This is a genomic window from Methylophaga sp. UBA678 (assembly GCF_002299105.1).
In the GTDB taxonomy this organism is placed as follows: Bacteria; Pseudomonadota; Gammaproteobacteria; order Nitrosococcales; family Methylophagaceae; genus Methylophaga; species Methylophaga marina.
This window is the reverse complement of the sequence record NZ_DBNG01000002.1, coordinates 133,826-153,640: the sequence shown is the minus strand read 5'-3', so window position 1 is coordinate 153,640 and position 19,815 is coordinate 133,826. Positions and strand designations below refer to the sequence as shown.

General features: G+C 43.9%; 15 protein-coding genes. 11 read left to right on the top strand and 4 right to left on the bottom strand.

Features of this window, described 5'->3' with window-relative positions; all coding sequences use genetic code 11:
- Window positions 1-74: 74 nt before the first annotated feature.
- Window positions 75-1,484: a PhoH family protein gene (locus tag B3014_RS01025; RefSeq protein WP_286303902.1), complete on the bottom strand. Its 1,410-nt coding sequence runs from the start codon at window positions 1,482-1,484 to the stop codon at window positions 75-77.
- Between the two features lie 578 nt (window positions 1,485-2,062).
- On the opposite strand from B3014_RS01025, the gene B3014_RS01020 reads away from it, so the two are divergent.
- Window positions 2,063-2,497 (top strand): hypothetical protein, encoded by a 435-nt coding sequence (locus B3014_RS01020; protein ID WP_289243174.1) that lies wholly within the window; start codon window positions 2,063-2,065, stop codon window positions 2,495-2,497.
- 85 nt (window positions 2,498-2,582) lie between these two features.
- Here the strand turns inward: B3014_RS01020 and B3014_RS01015 are convergent, their stop codons facing one another.
- A complete protein-coding gene (locus B3014_RS01015; protein WP_289243175.1) occupies window positions 2,583-3,284 on the bottom strand; it encodes a matrixin family metalloprotease in 702 nt (233 codons plus the stop codon).
- Window positions 3,285-3,434: 150 nt separating this feature from the next.
- On the opposite strand from B3014_RS01015, the gene B3014_RS01010 reads away from it, so the two are divergent.
- On the top strand, window positions 3,435-3,737 hold the full coding sequence (locus tag B3014_RS01010; RefSeq protein WP_289243176.1) for an MGMT family protein: 303 nt from the start codon (window positions 3,435-3,437) through the stop codon (window positions 3,735-3,737).
- 103 nt (window positions 3,738-3,840) lie between these two features.
- Window positions 3,841-4,722: an EamA family transporter RarD gene (gene rarD / locus B3014_RS01005; RefSeq protein ID WP_289243177.1), complete on the top strand. Its 882-nt coding sequence runs from the start codon at window positions 3,841-3,843 to the stop codon at window positions 4,720-4,722.
- A gap of 24 nt (window positions 4,723-4,746) precedes the next feature.
- Here the strand turns inward: rarD and B3014_RS01000 are convergent, their stop codons facing one another.
- Window positions 4,747-5,217, bottom strand: a complete 471-nt coding sequence (locus B3014_RS01000) for an Lrp/AsnC family transcriptional regulator (RefSeq protein ID WP_286303907.1) — start codon at window positions 5,215-5,217, stop codon at window positions 4,747-4,749.
- Between the two features lie 312 nt (window positions 5,218-5,529).
- On the opposite strand from B3014_RS01000, the gene leuA reads away from it, so the two are divergent.
- The 8 genes from leuA (at window position 5,530) to B3014_RS00960 (ending at window position 18,614) form a co-directional block, all read left to right on the top strand.
- On the top strand, window positions 5,530-7,227 hold the full coding sequence (gene leuA / locus B3014_RS00995; RefSeq protein ID WP_289243178.1) for a 2-isopropylmalate synthase: 1,698 nt from the start codon (window positions 5,530-5,532) through the stop codon (window positions 7,225-7,227).
- Between the two features lie 225 nt (window positions 7,228-7,452).
- Entirely contained in the window at window positions 7,453-7,722 is a 270-nt protein-coding gene (locus B3014_RS00990) for a hypothetical protein (RefSeq protein ID WP_289243179.1), read from the top strand.
- Between the two features lie 181 nt (window positions 7,723-7,903).
- Window positions 7,904-8,380 (top strand): LEA type 2 family protein, encoded by a 477-nt coding sequence (locus B3014_RS00985; protein WP_289243180.1) that lies wholly within the window; start codon window positions 7,904-7,906, stop codon window positions 8,378-8,380.
- A gap of 75 nt (window positions 8,381-8,455) precedes the next feature.
- Window positions 8,456-10,165, top strand: coding sequence for a potassium/proton antiporter (locus tag B3014_RS00980; RefSeq protein WP_289243181.1), 1,710 nt, complete (start codon window positions 8,456-8,458; stop codon window positions 10,163-10,165).
- A gap of 252 nt (window positions 10,166-10,417) precedes the next feature.
- On the top strand, window positions 10,418-12,526 hold the full coding sequence (locus tag B3014_RS00975; RefSeq protein ID WP_289243182.1) for a methyl-accepting chemotaxis protein: 2,109 nt from the start codon (window positions 10,418-10,420) through the stop codon (window positions 12,524-12,526).
- 127 nt (window positions 12,527-12,653) lie between these two features.
- The gene (gene metH, locus B3014_RS00970) at window positions 12,654-16,352 is read left to right on the top strand and encodes a methionine synthase (protein WP_289243183.1); all 3,699 of its coding nucleotides are present in this window, start codon (window positions 12,654-12,656) and stop codon (window positions 16,350-16,352) included.
- Complete coding sequence (locus tag B3014_RS00965; protein WP_286303914.1) at window positions 16,352-16,570, top strand: SlyX family protein; 219 nt, start codon at window positions 16,352-16,354, stop codon at window positions 16,568-16,570. The genes metH and B3014_RS00965 overlap by 1 nt, the downstream gene beginning before the upstream one ends.
- A 10-nt stretch (window positions 16,571-16,580) precedes the next feature.
- Entirely contained in the window at window positions 16,581-18,614 is a 2,034-nt protein-coding gene (locus B3014_RS00960; protein ID WP_289243184.1) for a tRNA(Met) cytidine acetyltransferase TmcA, read from the top strand.
- Here B3014_RS00960 and B3014_RS00955 read toward each other — a convergent pair.
- Window positions 18,604-19,806 (bottom strand): permease, encoded by a 1,203-nt coding sequence (locus tag B3014_RS00955; protein WP_289243185.1) that lies wholly within the window; start codon window positions 19,804-19,806, stop codon window positions 18,604-18,606. The genes B3014_RS00960 and B3014_RS00955 overlap by 11 nt on opposite strands.
- Window positions 19,807-19,815 lie beyond the last annotated feature (9 nt).

Sequence of the window (19,815 nt, the reverse complement as noted above, 5' to 3'; positions counted from 1 at the left end):
CTTAAAAGCTTAATGTCACTTAATCGGCCTGAATATAAGATTCTTTATATCATGTTCAGACTAAGTTGCCAGCATTAAAGGTTTTCAGAGGCGTAATCAGCCAGTCTTGAACGCTCACCACGGAGCAGCGTAATGTGACCACTGTGCTGCCAATATTTAAAGTGATCAACCACATAGGTCAGGCCAGATGTTGTTTCGCTCAGGTACGGTGTATCAATTTGAGCGATGTTACCTAAACAGACAATTTTGGTACCTGGACCGGCACGCGTAATCAATGTTTTCATCTGTTTCGAGGTTAAGTTTTGCGCTTCATCGATGATTAAAAAGCGATTCAGGAAGGTGCGGCCGCGCATAAAGTTGAGCGAACGGATTTTAATCCATCGCTGTAATAAATCGTTAGTGGCCTGACGACCCCATTCGCCACCTTCTGTTTTATTTAATACCTCAAGGTTATCCATTAATGCGCCCATCCAAGGGGTCATTTTTTCTTCTTCGGTGCCTGGTAAGAAACCGATATCTTCACCGACAGGCACGGTAACCCGTGTCATGATAATTTCACTGTAGCGCTTGTGTTCGACAGTCTGCGTTAAGGCTGCTGCTAATGTCAGTAAGGTTTTACCAGTACCGGCCTGACCCAATAAGCTGACAAAATCCACTTCAGGATCCATTAATAAATTCAGTGCGAAATTCTGTTCGCGATTACGGGCGGTAATGCCCCAGATGGCATGATTATCTTTGCGGTAATCGTTAATGAGTTGAATATCTGCACTGGTTTCAGTGACGGAACGCACCACGGCTTCAATATTATGATCTTCACCTGGAGAGTAAATAAGCTGGTTCGGATACCAGTCTTTAACCACATCGCCTTCAACTTCATAGAAGGTCTGCCCATCCGCTGTCCATGATTCCAGACGATTCAAATCATCCCAGAAATCCGCATTGAGCTCGCTGGCACCGCGATAGAGCAGATCCACATCATCCAGCACTTTATCGTTGTAATAGTCTTCGGCACAGATACCTAAAACGGTGGCTTTAATCCGTAAGTTGATATCTTTTGAAACCAGAATAATGGTGTGATCTTTAATGGCTGCCTGTAAGGCAATCGCCACACTCAAAATAGCGTTATCGCCCTGATGGCTGGGGAGTTCTTTAGGTAATTCCTGCTCCATTTGGGTGGTCTGGAAAAACAGACGACCGCTGGCATTAGGCATATCACCACTGTTCACGCTGGGTAGAGGAATGCCTTTGGTAATGGCTTCATTATCTTCAGCCTGCAGTAATAAATCATCGAGGAACCGACTGACCTGGCGTACATTACGGGAGACTTCAGATAAGCCTTTTTTACCACGATCGAGTTCTTCTAATACAACCATGGGTAAGTAGATATCATGCTCATCAAAACGGAATAAAGCCGTTGGGTCATGCATCAATACATTGGTGTCCAGAATAAACAGACGTTTACCTTCGGCGGGACGTTTGATCATTGGTTCGAGATCCTCTTTGGTTAGTTGGAGACCTGAGGTTGATTATGGTGCAAGAAATCACTGATGCAAAGAGTGAATAAAGATTATTTTGCCAATGTCATCCCTATAAACGTACTACCACTTCACAACTGGATATTTAGTGTTAATATGAAAAGCCTTCCTCAAACAATTTATATCCGAATATTTAGCTATCACTCTGCTTTGATAGGCGGGATTCTTTTCTGAATGTATTTCCTATCTTATTGATTGTTAAGATCTCTATGTCTTTTTCCTTAGACATGCCTAAATTGCTCAGTCGGTAATGATTGACCGCTTTGCTCTGACTTGAAAGTCATTTCCATCTCCTGAAAAGACAGTAAAAAAGTTCTGTTTTTGCAGCAAGCTGATATTGAAAAACAGGGCTTTTGCGATAACGCTGCATTAACGATCTAGGAGTCAATCCCAATTATCACTAGGATGTCTTGTTCTGCATGAGCAGCGAGATTAGTGTTATCGGATGAGTTAGGTGGGTGTTCTGAATCTTGTTTGAGTAATGAGTCCTCCTATACCTATGTAGACATCTAAGGAGGTTGATTCCCATGAAATTAAAACCAATGTTGTATGCCGTGTTGGCTGGTTTATCCGTATCAAGTGTGGCTGTTGCAGATGTGACATTCGATGATTTAATTGGCACCTGGTATGCCGAAACCCAACATGATGGTGAAACCATGAAATGGTTAGTCAAACGTGAGCCTGATCAAAGTTATGCGGCATTATTTCTAGTCTGTGATGGCGAAAATCTGTCATGGGTTCAAAAAGAGCGTGGCCAATGGAAGATGGAAGGGGACGAAATGCACACGGTCATTGCTGCTTTTCAGGATATGAATGGTGGCCCCTCTGATCAGATTGGTAAGCAAATTCATTATGAGAATCTTGAATTAGCTGATGACGAGCTGAATTATGAACAGAAAGGTAACGACAATACTTACAGCTTTAACCGCGTGAAAGATGGCTATCAAGTCAGCTGTCAATAATCGAAAACAGGTCAGTCTGAATCAGGCTGACCTGTTTAGGCTTAAACACATGCAAGATGTGTTTAAGCTAGTCATATTGTGGTTATCAGTGTCGACGAAGACGTATCAAGCCGATCAAACCAGACAGTAATAACCAGAATGCAGCGGGTATGGGGACGGCTGAGATATTAGCGCCATAAAGGTATTGAATACCGGCGATATCGTCAGCTTGAAGGCCGGTCAATGAGGGATTATAAAAAGGTCCCATTACTGATTTAGATGCCTCGGAGTGTCCCAGTCCAAGTGAGTGCCCGATTTCATGTAAAGCTACCCAGAAAATACTGATACCATCTATGAGGCTATTGATACTCCATGTTTCTGCACTATCAAAATGCAGATCACCACCTGCAGAGAAATACCAGTGGGTATCTGGATAAAAGGCATGCGCTAATACCCCGCTCGGGCCATCAATCGCTTCACCTCCAATTCGAATATCACCTGATGTTGTGAGTGTATTAAAGTTAGCACCATCATCTGCTACTTCAATAAAATTGAGGTTAGCGACACTGCTCCAGGCATTAAAGGCTTTTTTAATTTCTTGCTGAAAACCCGTGGGCATAAAACTGTTTAGTGGAGAGCAAACCGCTTGGTCACATTCTTCACCACCCAGCATGAAGCTATAACTAATCGTTGCCCCGGTACCCAATGTGGGGTCGCCCCACTTTTTTATCGGACCGGGAGAGAGGGTGTAAGCATTGGCTGTGGAAATAAAAAAGAATAAACAAAATAGGCTTAAAAAGAGTTTCACTGAAGTCATCCTTGTCTTAAGTTTGGTGTAAATTAGCTATCCAGCTAATGTGAAATTTATCACATTTTTCGGCTTCATAGTCTAGCCATAAATATCACTTCCAGTCTGCTTGGATAAGCAAACGTATGAGGATAATCAAAAAATATTCTGATGGATGAGCTCGATAAAATGATATGGCAAATGGTTGATGCTATTCCTTATGGTCAAGTCATGACCTATGGGCAAATTGCAATCAGTTGTGGTTACCCGGGGTATGCCCGCTACGTAGGTACCGTTCTTAAAAAACTTCCACCAGACACACATTTGCCCTGGCACCGCGTTGTCAATGCTCAGGGGCGTTCTTCTTTTCCAGAGGGAAGTGAGAAATATCGGGAGCAATTACAGAGGCTCCTCGCTGAAAATATTGTAGTGAATAACGGCAAGATAGTCTTATCGGTTTATCAGTATCAGTAAGGTCAGCCCTCATTTTGCCAATGAGGATGTGGATATATTAATAATAGTATTTATGGTAACAAGCGCCACTGATACCATATGTGTTTAAATTTCTGAGAACACCATGCAAGGTTTAATCTTAGCCGTTCTGGCTTATACCATCTGGGGGCTTTTTCCTCTCTTTTTCAGTTTCCTGAGTCACGTGTCACCGATTGAAGTTACGGCGCATCGGATTACCTGGTCACTGGTAGCGACTTTGACCGTGGGCCTGGCCTTAAGACGTGGCAAGCATTTATGGGAAGCGTTACACAATAAAACGACCTTACTCTGGCTTGGTGGCTCAGCGGTGTTTATTGCGATTAACTGGTTGGTCTATATCTGGGCCGTTGGGCAGCATCGTGTGCTTGAAGCCAGTTTAGGTTACTTCATCATGCCTCTAGTAAGTTTATTGATGGGGAGGCTTTTGCTAAAAGAGTCGCTGCATCCTTTACAGGCCATAGCTGGGGGCATTGCTTTTCTAGCCGTGCTCTGGGAGTTGTGGTCGTTTGGCAGTTTACCGTGGGTAGGCGTGGTGCTCTCATTTGCTTTTGCATTCTATGGACTGATACGTAAGGTGCACCCGATTGATGGGATAAATGGATTAACCATCGAAGCGTTGTGGTTAATGCCTTTTGTTTTGTTGTGGATTGGCTGGCAGTCAAATTCAACAGAATCGATATTACAATTCGGCGAAGATACAACGACGACCGTTTTGCTCATTAGCTCTGGTTTTCTGACGGCATTACCTTTGGTTTTATTTGCCATGGCCACTCGTCGCATCAATTTATCTATTGTCGGTTTTATTATGTATATCAATCCGACCATACAATTTTTGATTGGGGTCTACGTGTTAGATGAGCATTTCCCTCAAGCCAGGTTAGTCACATTTATTCTCGTTTGGTCGGCGATGGTGTTGTTTATGATGGGGATGTGGCAGTTACAAAAACAGAAACGACCTGCGTCATAAGTTTTGGCTGATCTACTCACTACATCAACCAACCGGCAGCGCCGTTGTTTTGATAGGTGATTTCATGACAAACGAGGTATGAACTCCTGTCACACCCTCAATGCGCGTTAGTTTATTGAGCAGGAATTGTTGATAGGCATCCATATCTTTCACAATCACCTTTAATAAATAATCGGCAGATTGGCCGGTAATGAGGTGACATTCGAGTACCTCAGGATAGCTGGCAAGTGTGGTCTCCAGTGCTTCAAAACGCTCCGGTGTGTGTTTATCCATACTGATCCCAATAAAGGCCATTAAAGTCAGACCTAATTTTTTTGCGTTGAGTAAAGCAACGTAACCATCAATTAAGCCTTTTTCTTCCATTTGTTTAACCCGACGAAGACAGGGCGAGGGGGACAGTTTGATAGCTTCGGCTAATTCCTGGTTGGTAATGCGTCCGTCAGCCTGTAATTTTTGCAGGATCATGATGTCGTATTTATCGAGGTTATCAGACATGTAATTTCTCCATTAATTTTTATTGTGGTTATATATTTCAATATTTGTATTATTTAAGCAATATTATTCTTGTTTAAGTCGGTTTTATGCAAATATAGCAATTTAATTCCATAGTGACTTCTTTATACTATTTCACATGGCTGGAACTGATAGCCGATGCGTCAAAAGCGCAGCTGGCACGATGAACTGACATGATCAAAAGTCATGAAAGTCCTATCGGAAAAGTATGAATTAACCCGGTTCATATGGTGAGTCAGGCAAATTTGTTTCAGCAACTTGTGTGTCATTAATAGTTATTGTCAGGAGTCAGACATGATTAGTCAGCCCGCTCAAAAATATCGTCGCTTTGATGCTATCCAATTGCCTGATCGGCGGTGGCCCAATGTGGTATTGGATAAAGCCCCAATCTGGATGAGTACAGATTTACGTGACGGTAATCAGGCTTTGATTGATCCGATGTCTGTTGATACCAAAATGCGGTTTTTCCTAGCCTTGGTGGATATGGGCTTTAAAGAAATTGAGGTTGGTTTTCCATCAGCCTCAGAAACGGACTTTAATTTTGTACGTCGTCTGATTGACGAAAATCGTATTCCTGATGATGTCACGATTGAAGTGTTAACGCAGGCCAGAGAGGATTTAATTGCCCGAACCGTGGAATCCTTGAAAGGTGCCAAACGCGCTATTTTGCATATGTATAACCCGATTGCCCCTGCTTTTCGTGAAATTGTCTATCGCACTGATAAGGCTGGGGTGAAAGAGATCGCTGAGCGTGGAACGCGTTGGGTGAAAGAGATGACGGCAAAACAGCCAGAAACCGAATGGGTATACCAATATTCACCGGAGACCTTTTCCAGTGCGGAAATGGAGTTTGCGAAAGAGGTTTGTGACGCGGTGACGGCCATCTGGCAGCCAACACCAGAACATAAGATGATCATCAACTTGCCGGCAACAGTAGAAATGGCGACGCCGAATACCTATGCCGATCAAGTGGAATGGATGCACCGCCATCTAAATCAACGTGACAGCATTATTCTGAGTGTGCACCCACATAACGATCGTGGCACGGCGGTAGCAGCAGCTGAGTTAGCCGTCATGGCGGGGGCTGATCGTGTGGAAGGTTGTTTATTTGGTAATGGTGAACGCACGGGTAATGTGGACTTGATCACCTTGGCGATGAATTTGTATTCGCAGGGAATTCATCCTGAGCTTGATTTCACTCAGATGGATCAGATCCGACAATTGTTTGAAGAAGCCACACAATTACCCGTGCATCCGCGCCATCCTTATGCGGGTGAATTAGTGTTTACGGCTTTTTCTGGCTCGCATCAGGATGCGATTAAAAAAGGATTGGCCGTACAAAAAGCGGATGACTATTGGCAGGTACCTTATTTACCCATTGATCCAGCCGATGTAAATCGTAGTTACGATGCTGTGGTGAGGGTCAACAGTCAGTCCGGCAAAGGTGGCGTGAGTTTCTTGTTACAGCAACATGCCGGCTTTGAATTGCCACGTCGTTTGCAGATTGAGTTCAGCAAAGTGGTTCAAAAGGTCAGTGACAGCAGTGGTCGTGAGATTAACGCTGAGAATATCGTCTCACTGTTTGATGATGAATACGTGCAAGTGAACAGTCCTTATCAATATATGGGAAGTCATATCGTCGATGAAGAAAGTCATCAAGTCATGAGCCATGTGGTGGTGAAATATGAGCAACAGCGTATTGAGTTAAAGGGACAAGGCAATGGACCATTGGATGCTGTGGCCAAAGCTATCTCAGAGCATATCGGTGAAACAGTGACTGTCGCGGATTATCATGAACATGGCATGACGGCCGGTTCTGACGCAACGGCGGTGAGCTATGTTGAAGTCAAGGTGGGAGAGCATGCAACCGTGTTCGGTGTGGGGCAGGATAAAAACATCACTACTTCAGCGATAAAAGCATTATTAAACGGAGTCAATCGCTTTATGAATACTGGCACTTCTGTAGCCGTTGATAAAAAAGCAGTCAGTTAATCAGTGATATCCTGAGTCAGCTGTAAGGATTGTCTTGACTAGCGTTAAGGATAATCATTGAATAAATGATGTGAGTGTGAGTTGTTGATTATTAAGGTTATTTTGTTTCTTGGCGATTTGATCTCATATGAATAATTCGTTAGGGTAGGAATCAGTCCTGAATGATAAATTCAATATTCAGGCTCTTTTTACCGATGTTTGATGGTTCAAACAAAGGAGAAAATAATGTTAAACAAACAATTTACAACATTGTTATCAGTAGTATTCACGCTTCTATTCGCATCAAGTATGGCGTTTGCGAATGAGCATAAAGACTCCCATGACGGTGCGAAACATCCTGCCCATGAAATGGGAGAGTCTGTCGACACTCATAAAGATAAAGAAATGAGTGATGACTACAAAGAAAATATGAAAGAAGCTGAAGATGCAGCTAACGCTCCTCATCCTGCACATGAAATGGATGAAAACGAGGAGCTTCAGGAACGAGGTCAATAACCGTTTCTGAATGGGATAAAGTCCCATTAAAGCGATTAAACGCCGCATATTGATTGAAATATGCGGCGTTTTTTTATGTCACTAAAACAAGTATCGATTGAATAAGCTTGAATTAAGGCGTTGCGTCTATATTAATACTTAACTTTCTTATTGCATCAATGAACAACAACAGGACCGTGTTATGCGACAACTCCGCTTTATTTTTCTATTCACCATGGTTTATTTTTTGTCGGCATGTGCGAGCTTTTCGCCTGAATTTGAACAACCTCAAGTCAATATCACTTCGTTTAATCTGGCACCGTCTTCAACTGCCTCAACACCTATATTCATTATCGGTTTACAAGTGATTAATCCTAATCGACAAGCGCTACCATTGAAGGGGATGAGCTACTCCGTTGAGGTAGATGGTTATCGGATATTGAGTGGAGCGGAACCGGATTTACCGCGAGTTGCGGCATACGGCACCGAAGAATTTACAATCCAAGCAATACCAGATTTGCTTGGTAGTGCGAAATTGATTAGTCAGTTAATGTCTCATCATCAGGATGCGGTTAAATATCGATTTAAGGCACGTTTGGATATCGGTAGTCTTTTTCCATTTATTGACATTGAAGAAGCTGGAGAGTTGAGTTTAAAGCGGCCATCATCATCTCAATAAATTCACTGTCATTTCGTGCTCTTCAGAGCATTTGTTGCTATGTTTAGTCCATAGATCACTGATAAAAGCGCCTTTATGAATTCGATAAGTATGTTGTTTTTGTTAAGCGGAACCTTGATTGCTTTAAGCATTCTGGCCAGCCGCTTATCTTCTATTTTTGGTTTGCCATTGCTGATCATTTTCCTGGCACTAGGCATGCTGGCCGGAGAAGATGGCATATTAGGTATTCAGTTTGATAATTATTCCGTGGCATTCGTTATCGGTCATTTGGCACTTGCCATGATTTTGCTCGATGGCGGTATGCGTACTCGCCTCAAAACATTTCGTGTCGGCTTTAAACCTGCTTTATCCATGGCAACGATAGGTGTGTTTATCACCAGCGGTGTGGTGGGGTTAATAGCCATGTGGATATTCAATCTAACACTGGTTGAAGGCTTATTGATTGGTGCGATTGTAGGGTCGACAGATGCGGCTGCAGTCTTTTCTATGTTGCGTGGTCAGGGCATTAATATCAACGAACGAGTTGGGGCGACGCTAGAAATCGAGTCTGGCACCAACGATCCGATGGCGATTTTTCTTACATTGATGTTCATCCAGTTATTGATTAGTGATGAAAACACTGTGTTAGGCAATGTACTGTTTTTCCTTCAACAATTCGGCTTTGGTATTGGTATTGGTCTCTTAGGTGGCTGGTTAGTTAAGCGTTTATTGGCAAGACTGGAGTTAATGCCAGGCTTGTACTCACTGTTGGCATTAGCATTGGGGTTTAGTATTTTTGGTTTAGCGTCCTGGATGGGGGGCAGTGGTTTTCTGGCTATCTATCTCTGTGGTTTGATGATAGGCAGTGAAAACACCCGTCAATTACAGCATATTTTGCCGGTATATGATGGTCTGGCCTGGTTAAGCCAGATTGGTTTATTCCTGGTGTTGGGGTTGCTGGTCACTCCAACCGAATTAATGGAATATGCTTTGCCATCACTTGTGATTGCCTTAGCCCTGATATTTATTGCAAGACCACTGGCAGTCATTCTCTCCGTAAAACCATTTTTTAAATTCCGCTGGCGTGAAATTGGTTTTATTTCCTGGGTGGGATTACGAGGAGCTGTGCCTATTGTGCTGGCGATTTTTCCTGTCATAGGTGGGGTAGATAATGCCCCGATGTATTTTAATGTGGCGTTTGCTGTTGTGTTGTTATCGCTACTTATCCAAGGCGGTACTTTATTACCGATGGCAAAATGGATGCGAGTGCAGATCCCTAAAAAGGCCAGTCCAAGACAACGCGGTTCTTTAGGTATCTTGCCTGAGCGCGATTTTGAAATGTTTGTTTATAAAGTAGAGAACCAACGTCTCGATGACCAACCTATTCGTTTACTGCGTTTTCCATCTGGTGCGATGATTTCTGCCTTATTCCGGCATGAGGAGATGATTCATCCTAAGGGCAGTACGCGTCTAAAACTAGGCGATATTCTATGTGTGATCAGCCGTGAAGAAGACCTAGATAACCTGAACGAATTATTCAATGGTGATACTCAGCTGAATCAGAAGCAATTAGCATTTTTTGGCTCTTTTGTTCTCAATGGTGAAGCGATGTTAGTGGATATCGCTAAAGCCTATGGTCTGACGATCAGTCCACAGGAAGTGGGGGTGAGTTTAGGCGAGTTTATTGCACGACGGGTGGGGGGACATCCTGTTGTGGGTGACGACATTGATTGGCACGGCATTCATTGGGTCGTGAATGAGGTCGATGGTGACATCGTGAAAAAGGTTGGGATGCGTTTATATTAGAAAAAACGGAAATAGTTCATGTTTCCTCTCATTAAACATTGTTTTCTGAGAGGCTTTCTGTCATATTTTGCGCATCATCATTTCTTTGGTGCCCTGTTGTCATTCATAGAACATTTTCCGGCTGCTGTTTAATGAAGAACTGTCTGCATGGTTTGTGCCTGTTTGAGTCTTTCACTGTAAAGGTTTAGCTTGATTTTTCAGCTGATAAACATGATGCGATGTTGACGGGGAACCGCTTTGTGTGGAGTCAGTATGAACTTATCTATTCAGCAACGGTTTAGCTTCTGGGCTGGACTTAGTCTACTCTCTGTTGTGCTCGTGACCGCCTTGGTGGCGATGTATAACTTTGGCAAAATTAATCAATCACTCACAGAATACAATAGCGAACTGACAAAAAAGCAGGCGGAATCGTACCTCGGACTACTCGCCAGTGATACCAGTGCCAGCCTGCTTGTCCCTCTGGAGAAAGCATTGAACGTGGCCACATCTACGTCGATGTCCATGCAATCGTTAGCCAGTGCTTCTAATACTATAGACAAACGTCAACTGGCTTTGGATACCCTAAAAAAGACCTTGAATCTGAGTCCTAATTTCCTGGGTACCTATGTTGCCTTTGAACCCAATAAGTTTGATTTTTCAGATGCTTTGTATCCATCAACCGTTGGTAGTGATGAGAGTGGCCGGTTTCTACCCTATGTGATTCATGGCGATAATGATGGTTTCACCGTCGAGAGTTTAGTTGGATTAGAAGACCAGACGCTTGACGATAATGGTGTGAGAGCCGGTGAATATTACTTATGTCCCAAAGAGTCCAACAAAAGCTGCGTCGTTGACCCTTATATCTATCCGATAAATGGGAAGGATGTATTGCTAACCAGTATGGTTGTACCAGTAACGAAGAATGGTAATTTTATTGGTATGACAGGGATTGATATCAGTGCTGACTTCCTACAGTCCAATATCGTGAAAGTCGATAAACAGCTCTATGACGGCGCTGGTGAGATTTTATTAGTTAGTCCAAAGGGCGTCATTGTTGCTGATAGTGAGAATCCAGAATTAGTCGGGAAAAATTTGAAGTCAATTGACGCTGATCTTGTGAGTAAAATTAAGAATCTATCCATGTCAGATGAGAGTACTATTTTTGCTGCTGATGATGCTTTGAAAGTGTTAAAACCTTTTAAGCTAGGTGATACGGGTGCTCACTGGACTGTTTATATCTCCGTGCCTGAGTCCGTTATTTATGCTGATCTTCAGCAACAACAAGCCTTTATGGATCAGCAACAATCACGCTTTATCAGTCAGACGACTCTGCTGGGCTTTTTGTTTGCGATGATTGGTGTGGTCATTGTCTGGTTTGTTGCCAAAAACAGCGTTAAGCCCCTGCATGATATGACCGGTATTGTTGGTAAACTGGCCGGAGGCGAAGGGGATCTGACACAACAAATCACTGTCTCTCGCCAGGATGAAACCAGTAAGCTGGCAAATCTATTGAATACCTTTATTCAAAAACTACAGACTTTGATTAAGGGGATGTTGCCGATTGGTAACCGTATAAGCGCCTTATCTGCTCAAGGTAAGCAAATTAGCCAACAAACCAGTGATCAGATGAATGAACAGAGCAGTTTACTGGATCAGATGGTCTCTGCAGTCACTGAAATGTCGGCTTCAGCTCAGCAGATTGCTGGTAACGCAGAGCGCACCGCAACATTAGTCAGTGATGCGCATCAATCAACAGAAGCGGGTGCAGATCTGGTGAGTCAGAATGCTCAATCAATCAGTGATGTGAAAAATAGTGTTCAACTCTCTGAAGCTGCATTGGATCAACTAGTCAAGAATAGTGGCGCCATTGCAGAGATTCTGGTGGAAATTCAGGGCATTGCTGAACAAACAAACCTATTAGCTTTGAATGCTGCGATTGAAGCGGCCAGAGCCGGTGAAAAAGGTCGTGGTTTTGCCGTGGTGGCAGACGAGGTGCGAGCGTTGGCGAATCGTTCACAATCAGCGACTGTGGAGATTCAAAATCGTTTGGCCTTACTGAACCAAGGAAATAAAGAAGCCTCTGTCGCTATGAAGAAAAGTGGCGAGCAGGTCGAGCATAGCGTGGAATTAGCGCATTCTGCTGCTAGCGCTTTAATCAAAATTAGAACCGCGATTGATGAAGTCTCTGAGATGACCTTACAGATTGCATCCGCAACAGAAGAGCAAAGCAATGTTTGTGAAAATGTCAGTGAAAATTTAACCCGTATTTCGGATTTGGTTCAGCAGACAGCTGAGGGTGCAAAAGAACTCAGTCAGGTCGGTAGCGATTTGGATGCCACAGCCAATGAGTTACAAACAGGCTTATCGTCATTTAAGGTATAAATTCTAATGCTCAGCCAGTAGCGATGCTGGCTGAGTTCAATCTGTCACAGTTCAAAAGTCGTGATGAGTATCTGGTATAATCGTGCGATTTTTATAATCGCTTTACCAGATGGGAAATCTGCTTTAAATGACTGTGCATCAACAAATTAAATCCTTACTTGAGCAACGTATTCTGATTCTAGACGGTGGAATGGGGACGTTGATCCAAAGTTATAAACTGGAAGAAAAAGATTTTCGTGGTGCGCGATTTGCAGATCATCCCTGTGATGTAAAAGGCAATAACGATCTTTTGTCTTTGACCCAGCCGCAAATTATTCGCGATATCCATCGTGCCTATTTTGAAGCCGGTGCGGATATTGTTGAAACGAACACCTTTAATGGTACGTCAATTGCCATGGCTGATTACCAGATGGAAGATCTGGTTTATGAGTTAAATAAAGTCTCAGCCGAATTAGCTAAAGAAGTGGCTGATGAATTTACGGCTAACAACCCAGACAAGCCACGTTTTGTCACCGGTGTATTGGGCCCAACTAACCGCACGGCCAGTATCTCTCCTGATGTGAATAATCCTGGCTTTCGAAATGTCAGTTTTGATGAACTGGTTGATGCATACATGGAAGCCATTCGTGGTTTGGTTGATGGCGGTGCTGATTTGTTGCTGGTCGAAACGGTGTTTGACACCTTAAATGCCAAAGCCGCCTTGTTTGCGATTGATCAGTTCTGCGAACGAAATGGTGTACATATCCCGGTCATGATTTCAGGCACGATTACTGATGCCAGTGGTCGTACACTTTCAGGCCAAACGGCCGAAGCATTCTGGAACTCGCTGGCGCATATCCAGCCTCTGAGTATTGGCCTGAACTGTGCACTGGGTGCGGAGCAGTTACGTCAGTACGTGGAAGAGTTAGCCAATGTAGTGACTTGTCATATCAGTGCTCACCCCAATGCAGGCTTACCTAATGAGTTCGGTGAGTATGATGAATCACCAGAAGTCATGGCAGCACAGATTAAAGAATGGGCTGAGTCTGGTTTCTTAAATATTGTTGGAGGCTGCTGCGGTACCGCCCCTGCTCATATCAAAGCGATTGCTGATGCAGTAGAGGGTATTCAGCCTCGTCAGCCAAAGAAGAATCTACATCACTGCCGTTTGAGTGGTTTAGAACCTCTGAATATTACCCCTGACAGTTTATTTGTGAATGTAGGCGAACGGACCAATGTCACGGGCTCGGCGCGTTTCGCCAAGCTAATCAAAGAAGGCGATTACGATACGGCATTGGAAGTGGCACGTCAGCAAGTAGAAAACGGTGCTCAAATCATTGACATCAATATGGATGAGGGCATGCTGGACTCGAAAGAGGCCATGGTCATCTTCCTTAACTTACTCGCTGCTGAACCAGATATCAGCCGTGTGCCTATCATGATTGACTCATCCAAATGGGATGTGATTGAGGCTGGTCTGAGATGTATTCAAGGTAAAGGCATTGTTAACTCCATCAGCCTGAAAGAGGGTGAAGATAAATTTATCGAACAGGCCAAATTGGTTCGCCGTTATGGTGCAGCGGTGATTGTGATGGCCTTTGATGAAGTCGGTCAGGCCGATACACGTGAACGTAAGCTGGAAATTTGTCGACGTTCATACGAAGTGTTGACTGAGAAAGTGCATTTCCCACCAGAAGACATCATCTTCGATCCCAACATCTTTGCCGTCGCCACAGGTATCGAAGAGCATAATAATTACGCCGTCGATTTTATTGAGGCTGTTCACGATATTAAACAAAGTCTGCCACATGCGCTGATCAGTGGTGGTGTTTCCAACGTCTCGTTCTCATTCCGTGGTAACAATCCGGTGCGTGAAGCGATTCATGCGGTTTTCCTCTACCACGCGATTAAAGCGGGAATGGATATGGGGATTGTTAATGCTGGCCAGCTGGCTATCTATGATGATCTGCCTGAAGAATTGCGTGAAGCCGTAGAAGATGTCGTCCAAAACCGCCGTGAAGATTCTACTGACCGATTGCTGGAACTCGCCGAAAAATACAAAGGCGAAGGTGGCAGTGTGGCTAAGCAGGAAGACTTGGCCTGGCGTGAGCTACCTGTCGTCAAGCGTCTTGAGCATGCTTTGGTAAAAGGCATTGCGGATTATGTTGAAGACGATACAGAAGAAGCGCGCCAACAATTTGCCAAACCACTGGAAGTGATTGAAGGGCCGTTGATGGACGGTATGAACGTGGTGGGTGATTTGTTTGGCGAAGGTAAAATGTTTTTACCTCAGGTGGTCAAATCTGCCCGTGTAATGAAAAAAGCTGTTGCGTATCTGATGCCCTTTATCGAAGCAGCGAAAGAAGAGGGCGACGATAGCAAAAATAACGGCAAGATTTTGATGGCCACCGTCAAAGGTGACGTACATGATATCGGTAAAAATATCGTGGGCGTGGTATTGCAATGTAATAACTTTGAAGTGATTGATCTTGGCGTGATGGTGCCAGCGCAGAAAATTCTTGATACGGCACGCGAAGAAAAAGTCGATATTATCGGCTTGTCTGGTCTGATTACGCCATCACTTGATGAAATGGTGCACGTCGCGAAAGAAATGGAGCGACTGGGCATGGAAACCCCACTGATGATTGGTGGAGCTACTACTTCTTTAATCCATACCGCCGTGAAAATTGAACCGAACTATCATGGCTGCAGTATCTATGTAAAAGACGCGTCACGTGCGGTGGGTGTGGCTCAACGTTTAGTCACCAAAGATACACGTGATGCCTTTATTGCTGATCTGAAAAAAGACTATGAAGAGAAGCGTTCAAGACATAAGGGACGTAAGAGCAGTCGACGTCAATTAAGTATCACGGAAGCACGAGCGAATAAAACCAAGATTGACTGGGCCGCTTATCAACCAACCAAACCTGCTAAATTGGGTCTGGAGGTGTTTGATGACTATCCTCTGGCTGAATTGGTGGATCGCATTGACTGGACGCCTTTTTTCCAATCCTGGGAGCTGGCTGGCAAGTACCCTCGTATTCTGACCGACGAAGTGGTTGGCGAGCACGCCACACATCTATTTGAAGATGCACAAAAAATGTTGCAGCAAATCGTCGATGAGAAATGGCTGACAGCCAAAGCGGTCATTGGCCTTTTTGCGGCGAATAGCGTGAATGACGATGATATTGAAGTGTATCGTGACGATAGCCGTGATGAGGTATTGATGACATTGCATAGCTTACGTCAACAAACCGAGCGTCCACCTGGTCGTCCAAATGCCGCTTTAGCCGATTTTATCGCGCCAAAAGACACGGGCGTCAATGATTATATTGGGGCGTTTGCCGTAACGGCAGGTATTGGCATTGATGAGCACGTTGCACGCTTTGAAGAAGATCATGACGACTATCACAGCATTATGCTGAAAGCGCTGGCGGATCGTCTGGCAGAAGCCTTTGCAGAACGCATGCATGAACGGGTTCGAAAAGAATTCTGGGGTTATGCTAAAGAAGAGCAATTAGACAATGATGCCTTGATTGATGAGAAATATCAGGGCATTCGTCCGGCACCAGGTTATCCTGCCTGTCCGGATCATACTGAGAAAGGTCTGTTATGGGAGCTGATTGATCCTGTTACCCATGCCGATATGACCATTACAGAAAGTTATGCCATGTTGCCAACTGCCGCTGTCAGTGGGTTCTATTTTGCCCACCCTGAGTCACGTTATTTTGGCTTGGGTAAAATCGACCAGGATCAGGTGGAAGACTATGCTGAGCGAAAAGGTTGGGATAAACAAACAGCTGAACGTTGGTTGGGACCGGCATTATCTTATGATGGAGATGACTAATGACGGTAAATGAGAATGACATTATTGATCTTCAAACGCGTTTAGCATTCCAGGATGGTTTGCTGGAAGACTTGAATCAAGTGATTATTGGCCAGCAAGATCAAATTTCTCGCTTAGAACTTGCCATTGAAACCTTAAAGGTGCAAATGCGTACTATGCAGACCTCAATGCATCAGAGTAATAATGGTCAGGAACATGAGATACCACCGCATTATTGAACCATAAAGTATGTCACTGCCACAGCGTCACTGTTGGATCATACAAGGCGATACCGAATGGCTTTATCAGCAGGCATACGCTTTGTACCAGTCTGTGTCGTCATCAAGCTGTTTTTGGTTAAGTGATGCTGAACACACCAATCAGGCAGTGCATGTTAAACAGGCTCACCAGCATTTAGGGCAAGAGTGTGAGTTATTACTTTTTGAGGTAAGCAATAAGTTTGATGCCGATGCCTTCGGCGCAGTCGTTGGCTGTGTCAAAGCTGGTGGCACTGTCGTTATTTTATTAAACAGTACATTATCATCGACCCGATGGTTGAGACGATTTCTTCGAACTGCAACTGACTTTCCAGCAATTCAACAATTCCATCAGCCGCAGTCTTTACCCTCTATATCCAAATTACACGCTAAGAATATAACCACCACTATTATCGAGCCCACACAAGAGCAAGAGCAGGCGATAGCGTTGGTTCAGAGGGTAGTCACGGGGCATCGCCGTCGCCCGTTAGTGTTAACAGCGGATCGTGGTCGGGGGAAAAGTGCCTTATTGGGTATGGCTGCCGCTGAGTTGCTCAAAGCTGGAAAACAACATGTCCTGGTCACAGCACCAAGCCCGGCTAATATCCAGACGTTACTCTTTCATGCCCATCAGCAATTACCATCAAGTAAGTTAAGTGCAACGTCAGTGACATGGCAGGATGCCATGATTGAATTTATGGCACCAGATGCCATTTTACAGGCACAACCGACTACTGATTTATTGATCATCGATGAAGCTGCTGCTATCCCAGCTAATATGTTGGAGCAATACCTGATTCAATATTCGCGTTTGGTGTTCAGCTCAACTATCCATGGTTATGAAGGCACCGGGCGAGGGTTTGCTTTACGGTTTTATAAAACACTGGATAAGTTAGCACCGGACTGGCGAGCTTTAAGCCTACAACAGCCTATTCGCTGGGGTGAGGGAGATATCGTTGAGCAGTTCTGTTTTGCGGCTTTATTACTGGATGCTGAGCCGATTGATAGCCAAGAGATTGACGCTGCAACCTTAAATGAGCTGAACTATGTTCAGCTTGAACAAGGGCAGTTATTAAATGATGAAAGCCTGCTCAGGCAAGTCTTCGGTTTAATGGCTTTGGCGCATTATCGTACACGACCTTCTGATTTACATATGTTATTGGACCAGCCTGATATACGAATAGGTGTTTTACGTTTTCAGGGTAAAGCCGTCGCCACACTGTGGACTATCGCCGAACCGCAGCTTGAGGACACGCTTGCTCAGGCTGTTTATGACGGTCAACGGCGGTTGAAGGGCCATTTGCTGCCACAATCTTTATTAGTGCATACGGGAATCATTGATGCGGCACAGTGTGACTATCAGCGTATTAGTCGTATAGCGGTACACCCTGACTTTCAGCAGAAAGGTTGGGGACAGTATTTATTAAAATGCGCTGTTGCCGAAATGACTGATGACACCGATGTGGTGGGAGTGAGTTTTGCGATGTCGGAGGATTTGTTACATTTCTGGCACAAAGCCGGATTTGAAACTGTTCGGCTGGGTCAACATCGTGATGAGGTGTCCGGCAGTTTATCGGTGATGATGTTAAAAGCATTGACGCCAAGGGGGCAGACCCTGGTTGATAAGGCCCGTAAAATATTATCTTGTCAGTGGTCGTTTTTATTAAGCAGACAATGGGATGAGCTGGATGCTGAGTCGGTAATTCAGATTAGCCAGACATTGCTTGATGACGAAACCTTCAGTATTGATGTGTTGCCGCAGATACAGAGTTTTGCATTCAAGCAGCGTCCTTATGAGTCCTCGGAGTGGGCATTATGGCAGTGGTTCAGGTCTCAACTATCCAGCCCAGGATTTGAACAGTTACATAAAGAGCAGCAACAATTATTGATTATGTTGATTCTGCAAGGTTTGCCATTTGATAAAGCGGCTAAGCAACTCAAACTATCTGGTCGAAAACAGATCATTACACAATTAAGAAAAGCGGTAAGTCAATTACTCGACTTCGAAGCAGATATTAGTTCATAAGCAGTTTGACTATCACCCCACCAACTAACCAGATACCTGATAAAGTAACAAGTGTATTCATTACTATTTTTCCAAGGGAAAGTGACGTTTGATGATGTTGGCCTGATTGTGACCGTTTCCAGTCATAAAAAAGATAGCTTGAAATAAGTAAAAAGCCAATATTTAAAAAGAAATTATAGTTGAGTTTGAAATGGTCTTGCTCAGCAGGTGATGACCAGTTTTCAGGATTAGGTAATACATCAAATAATTGAAAGCCATAATGAAGTAACAGTGATGTTATTACCAGGCAGATAAACAGCATCATAAGGATGAATAAGGCCATTTTCCAACCGTAATATTTGGCATTAATACGAAGTACTGGCAGAACGACCATATCAGAAAAAATAAAAGCCATCACACCAGCGAAGGCAACTCCTTGGCCGTATAAAACAGCAGCCAGAGGAATATTACCCATTGAGCCAATGAAAGTGAAAAAAGCAGCGATTGGACCCACTAATGTTTGTTGTAAGACTGACCAGAAGTCTGGATTGTCTGTGCCTGCGCCGATGAATAGCCATTTAAAAAAAGCATCAGGGACAAAAGCAGAGATGATACCGGCAACAGTAAAGCCAATTAGTACATCTTTCCATACCATTTGCCATTCCATGACATATTTCTGACTGATTTGTTGCCAGATATCTCGGCTGAATAGTTGTGACCATGCATGTCCATCAGACTCATTTGCCTGCATATCCTCAGATTGATTATCACGAGCCTGCTTTATCAGGGATTTAGGGTTGGTTAAGTAAATAAACAACCAAGCGATCAGAATTAATAAAATTGCGCCTAGGTATTCACCAATAACAAATTGCCAGCCTAGAAAAATGGCGATGACAAAACCCAGTTCAATAACCAGATTCGTTGAAGCCAGCATATAAGCCATAGAAGCGGCGAAAGTGGCGCCTTTTTGGAATAAGGCACGTGTGGTGGACAAAGCAGCAAAACTGCATGAGCTAGATATAAAGCCGAATAGTGTGCCTGTTGATATGGATTTAAGATCATCGCCTCCCATAAGCTTTCGCATTTCTTTTCGAGAGACCATGACTTGAATAATACTGCTGACGATGTAGCCAAATATAAATGCCCACAACGCCATCCAGAAAAAACCAAGACTGGTTAGAGAGGCTTCAGACCATTTTTCCAATAGTTGCAAAATAATCTC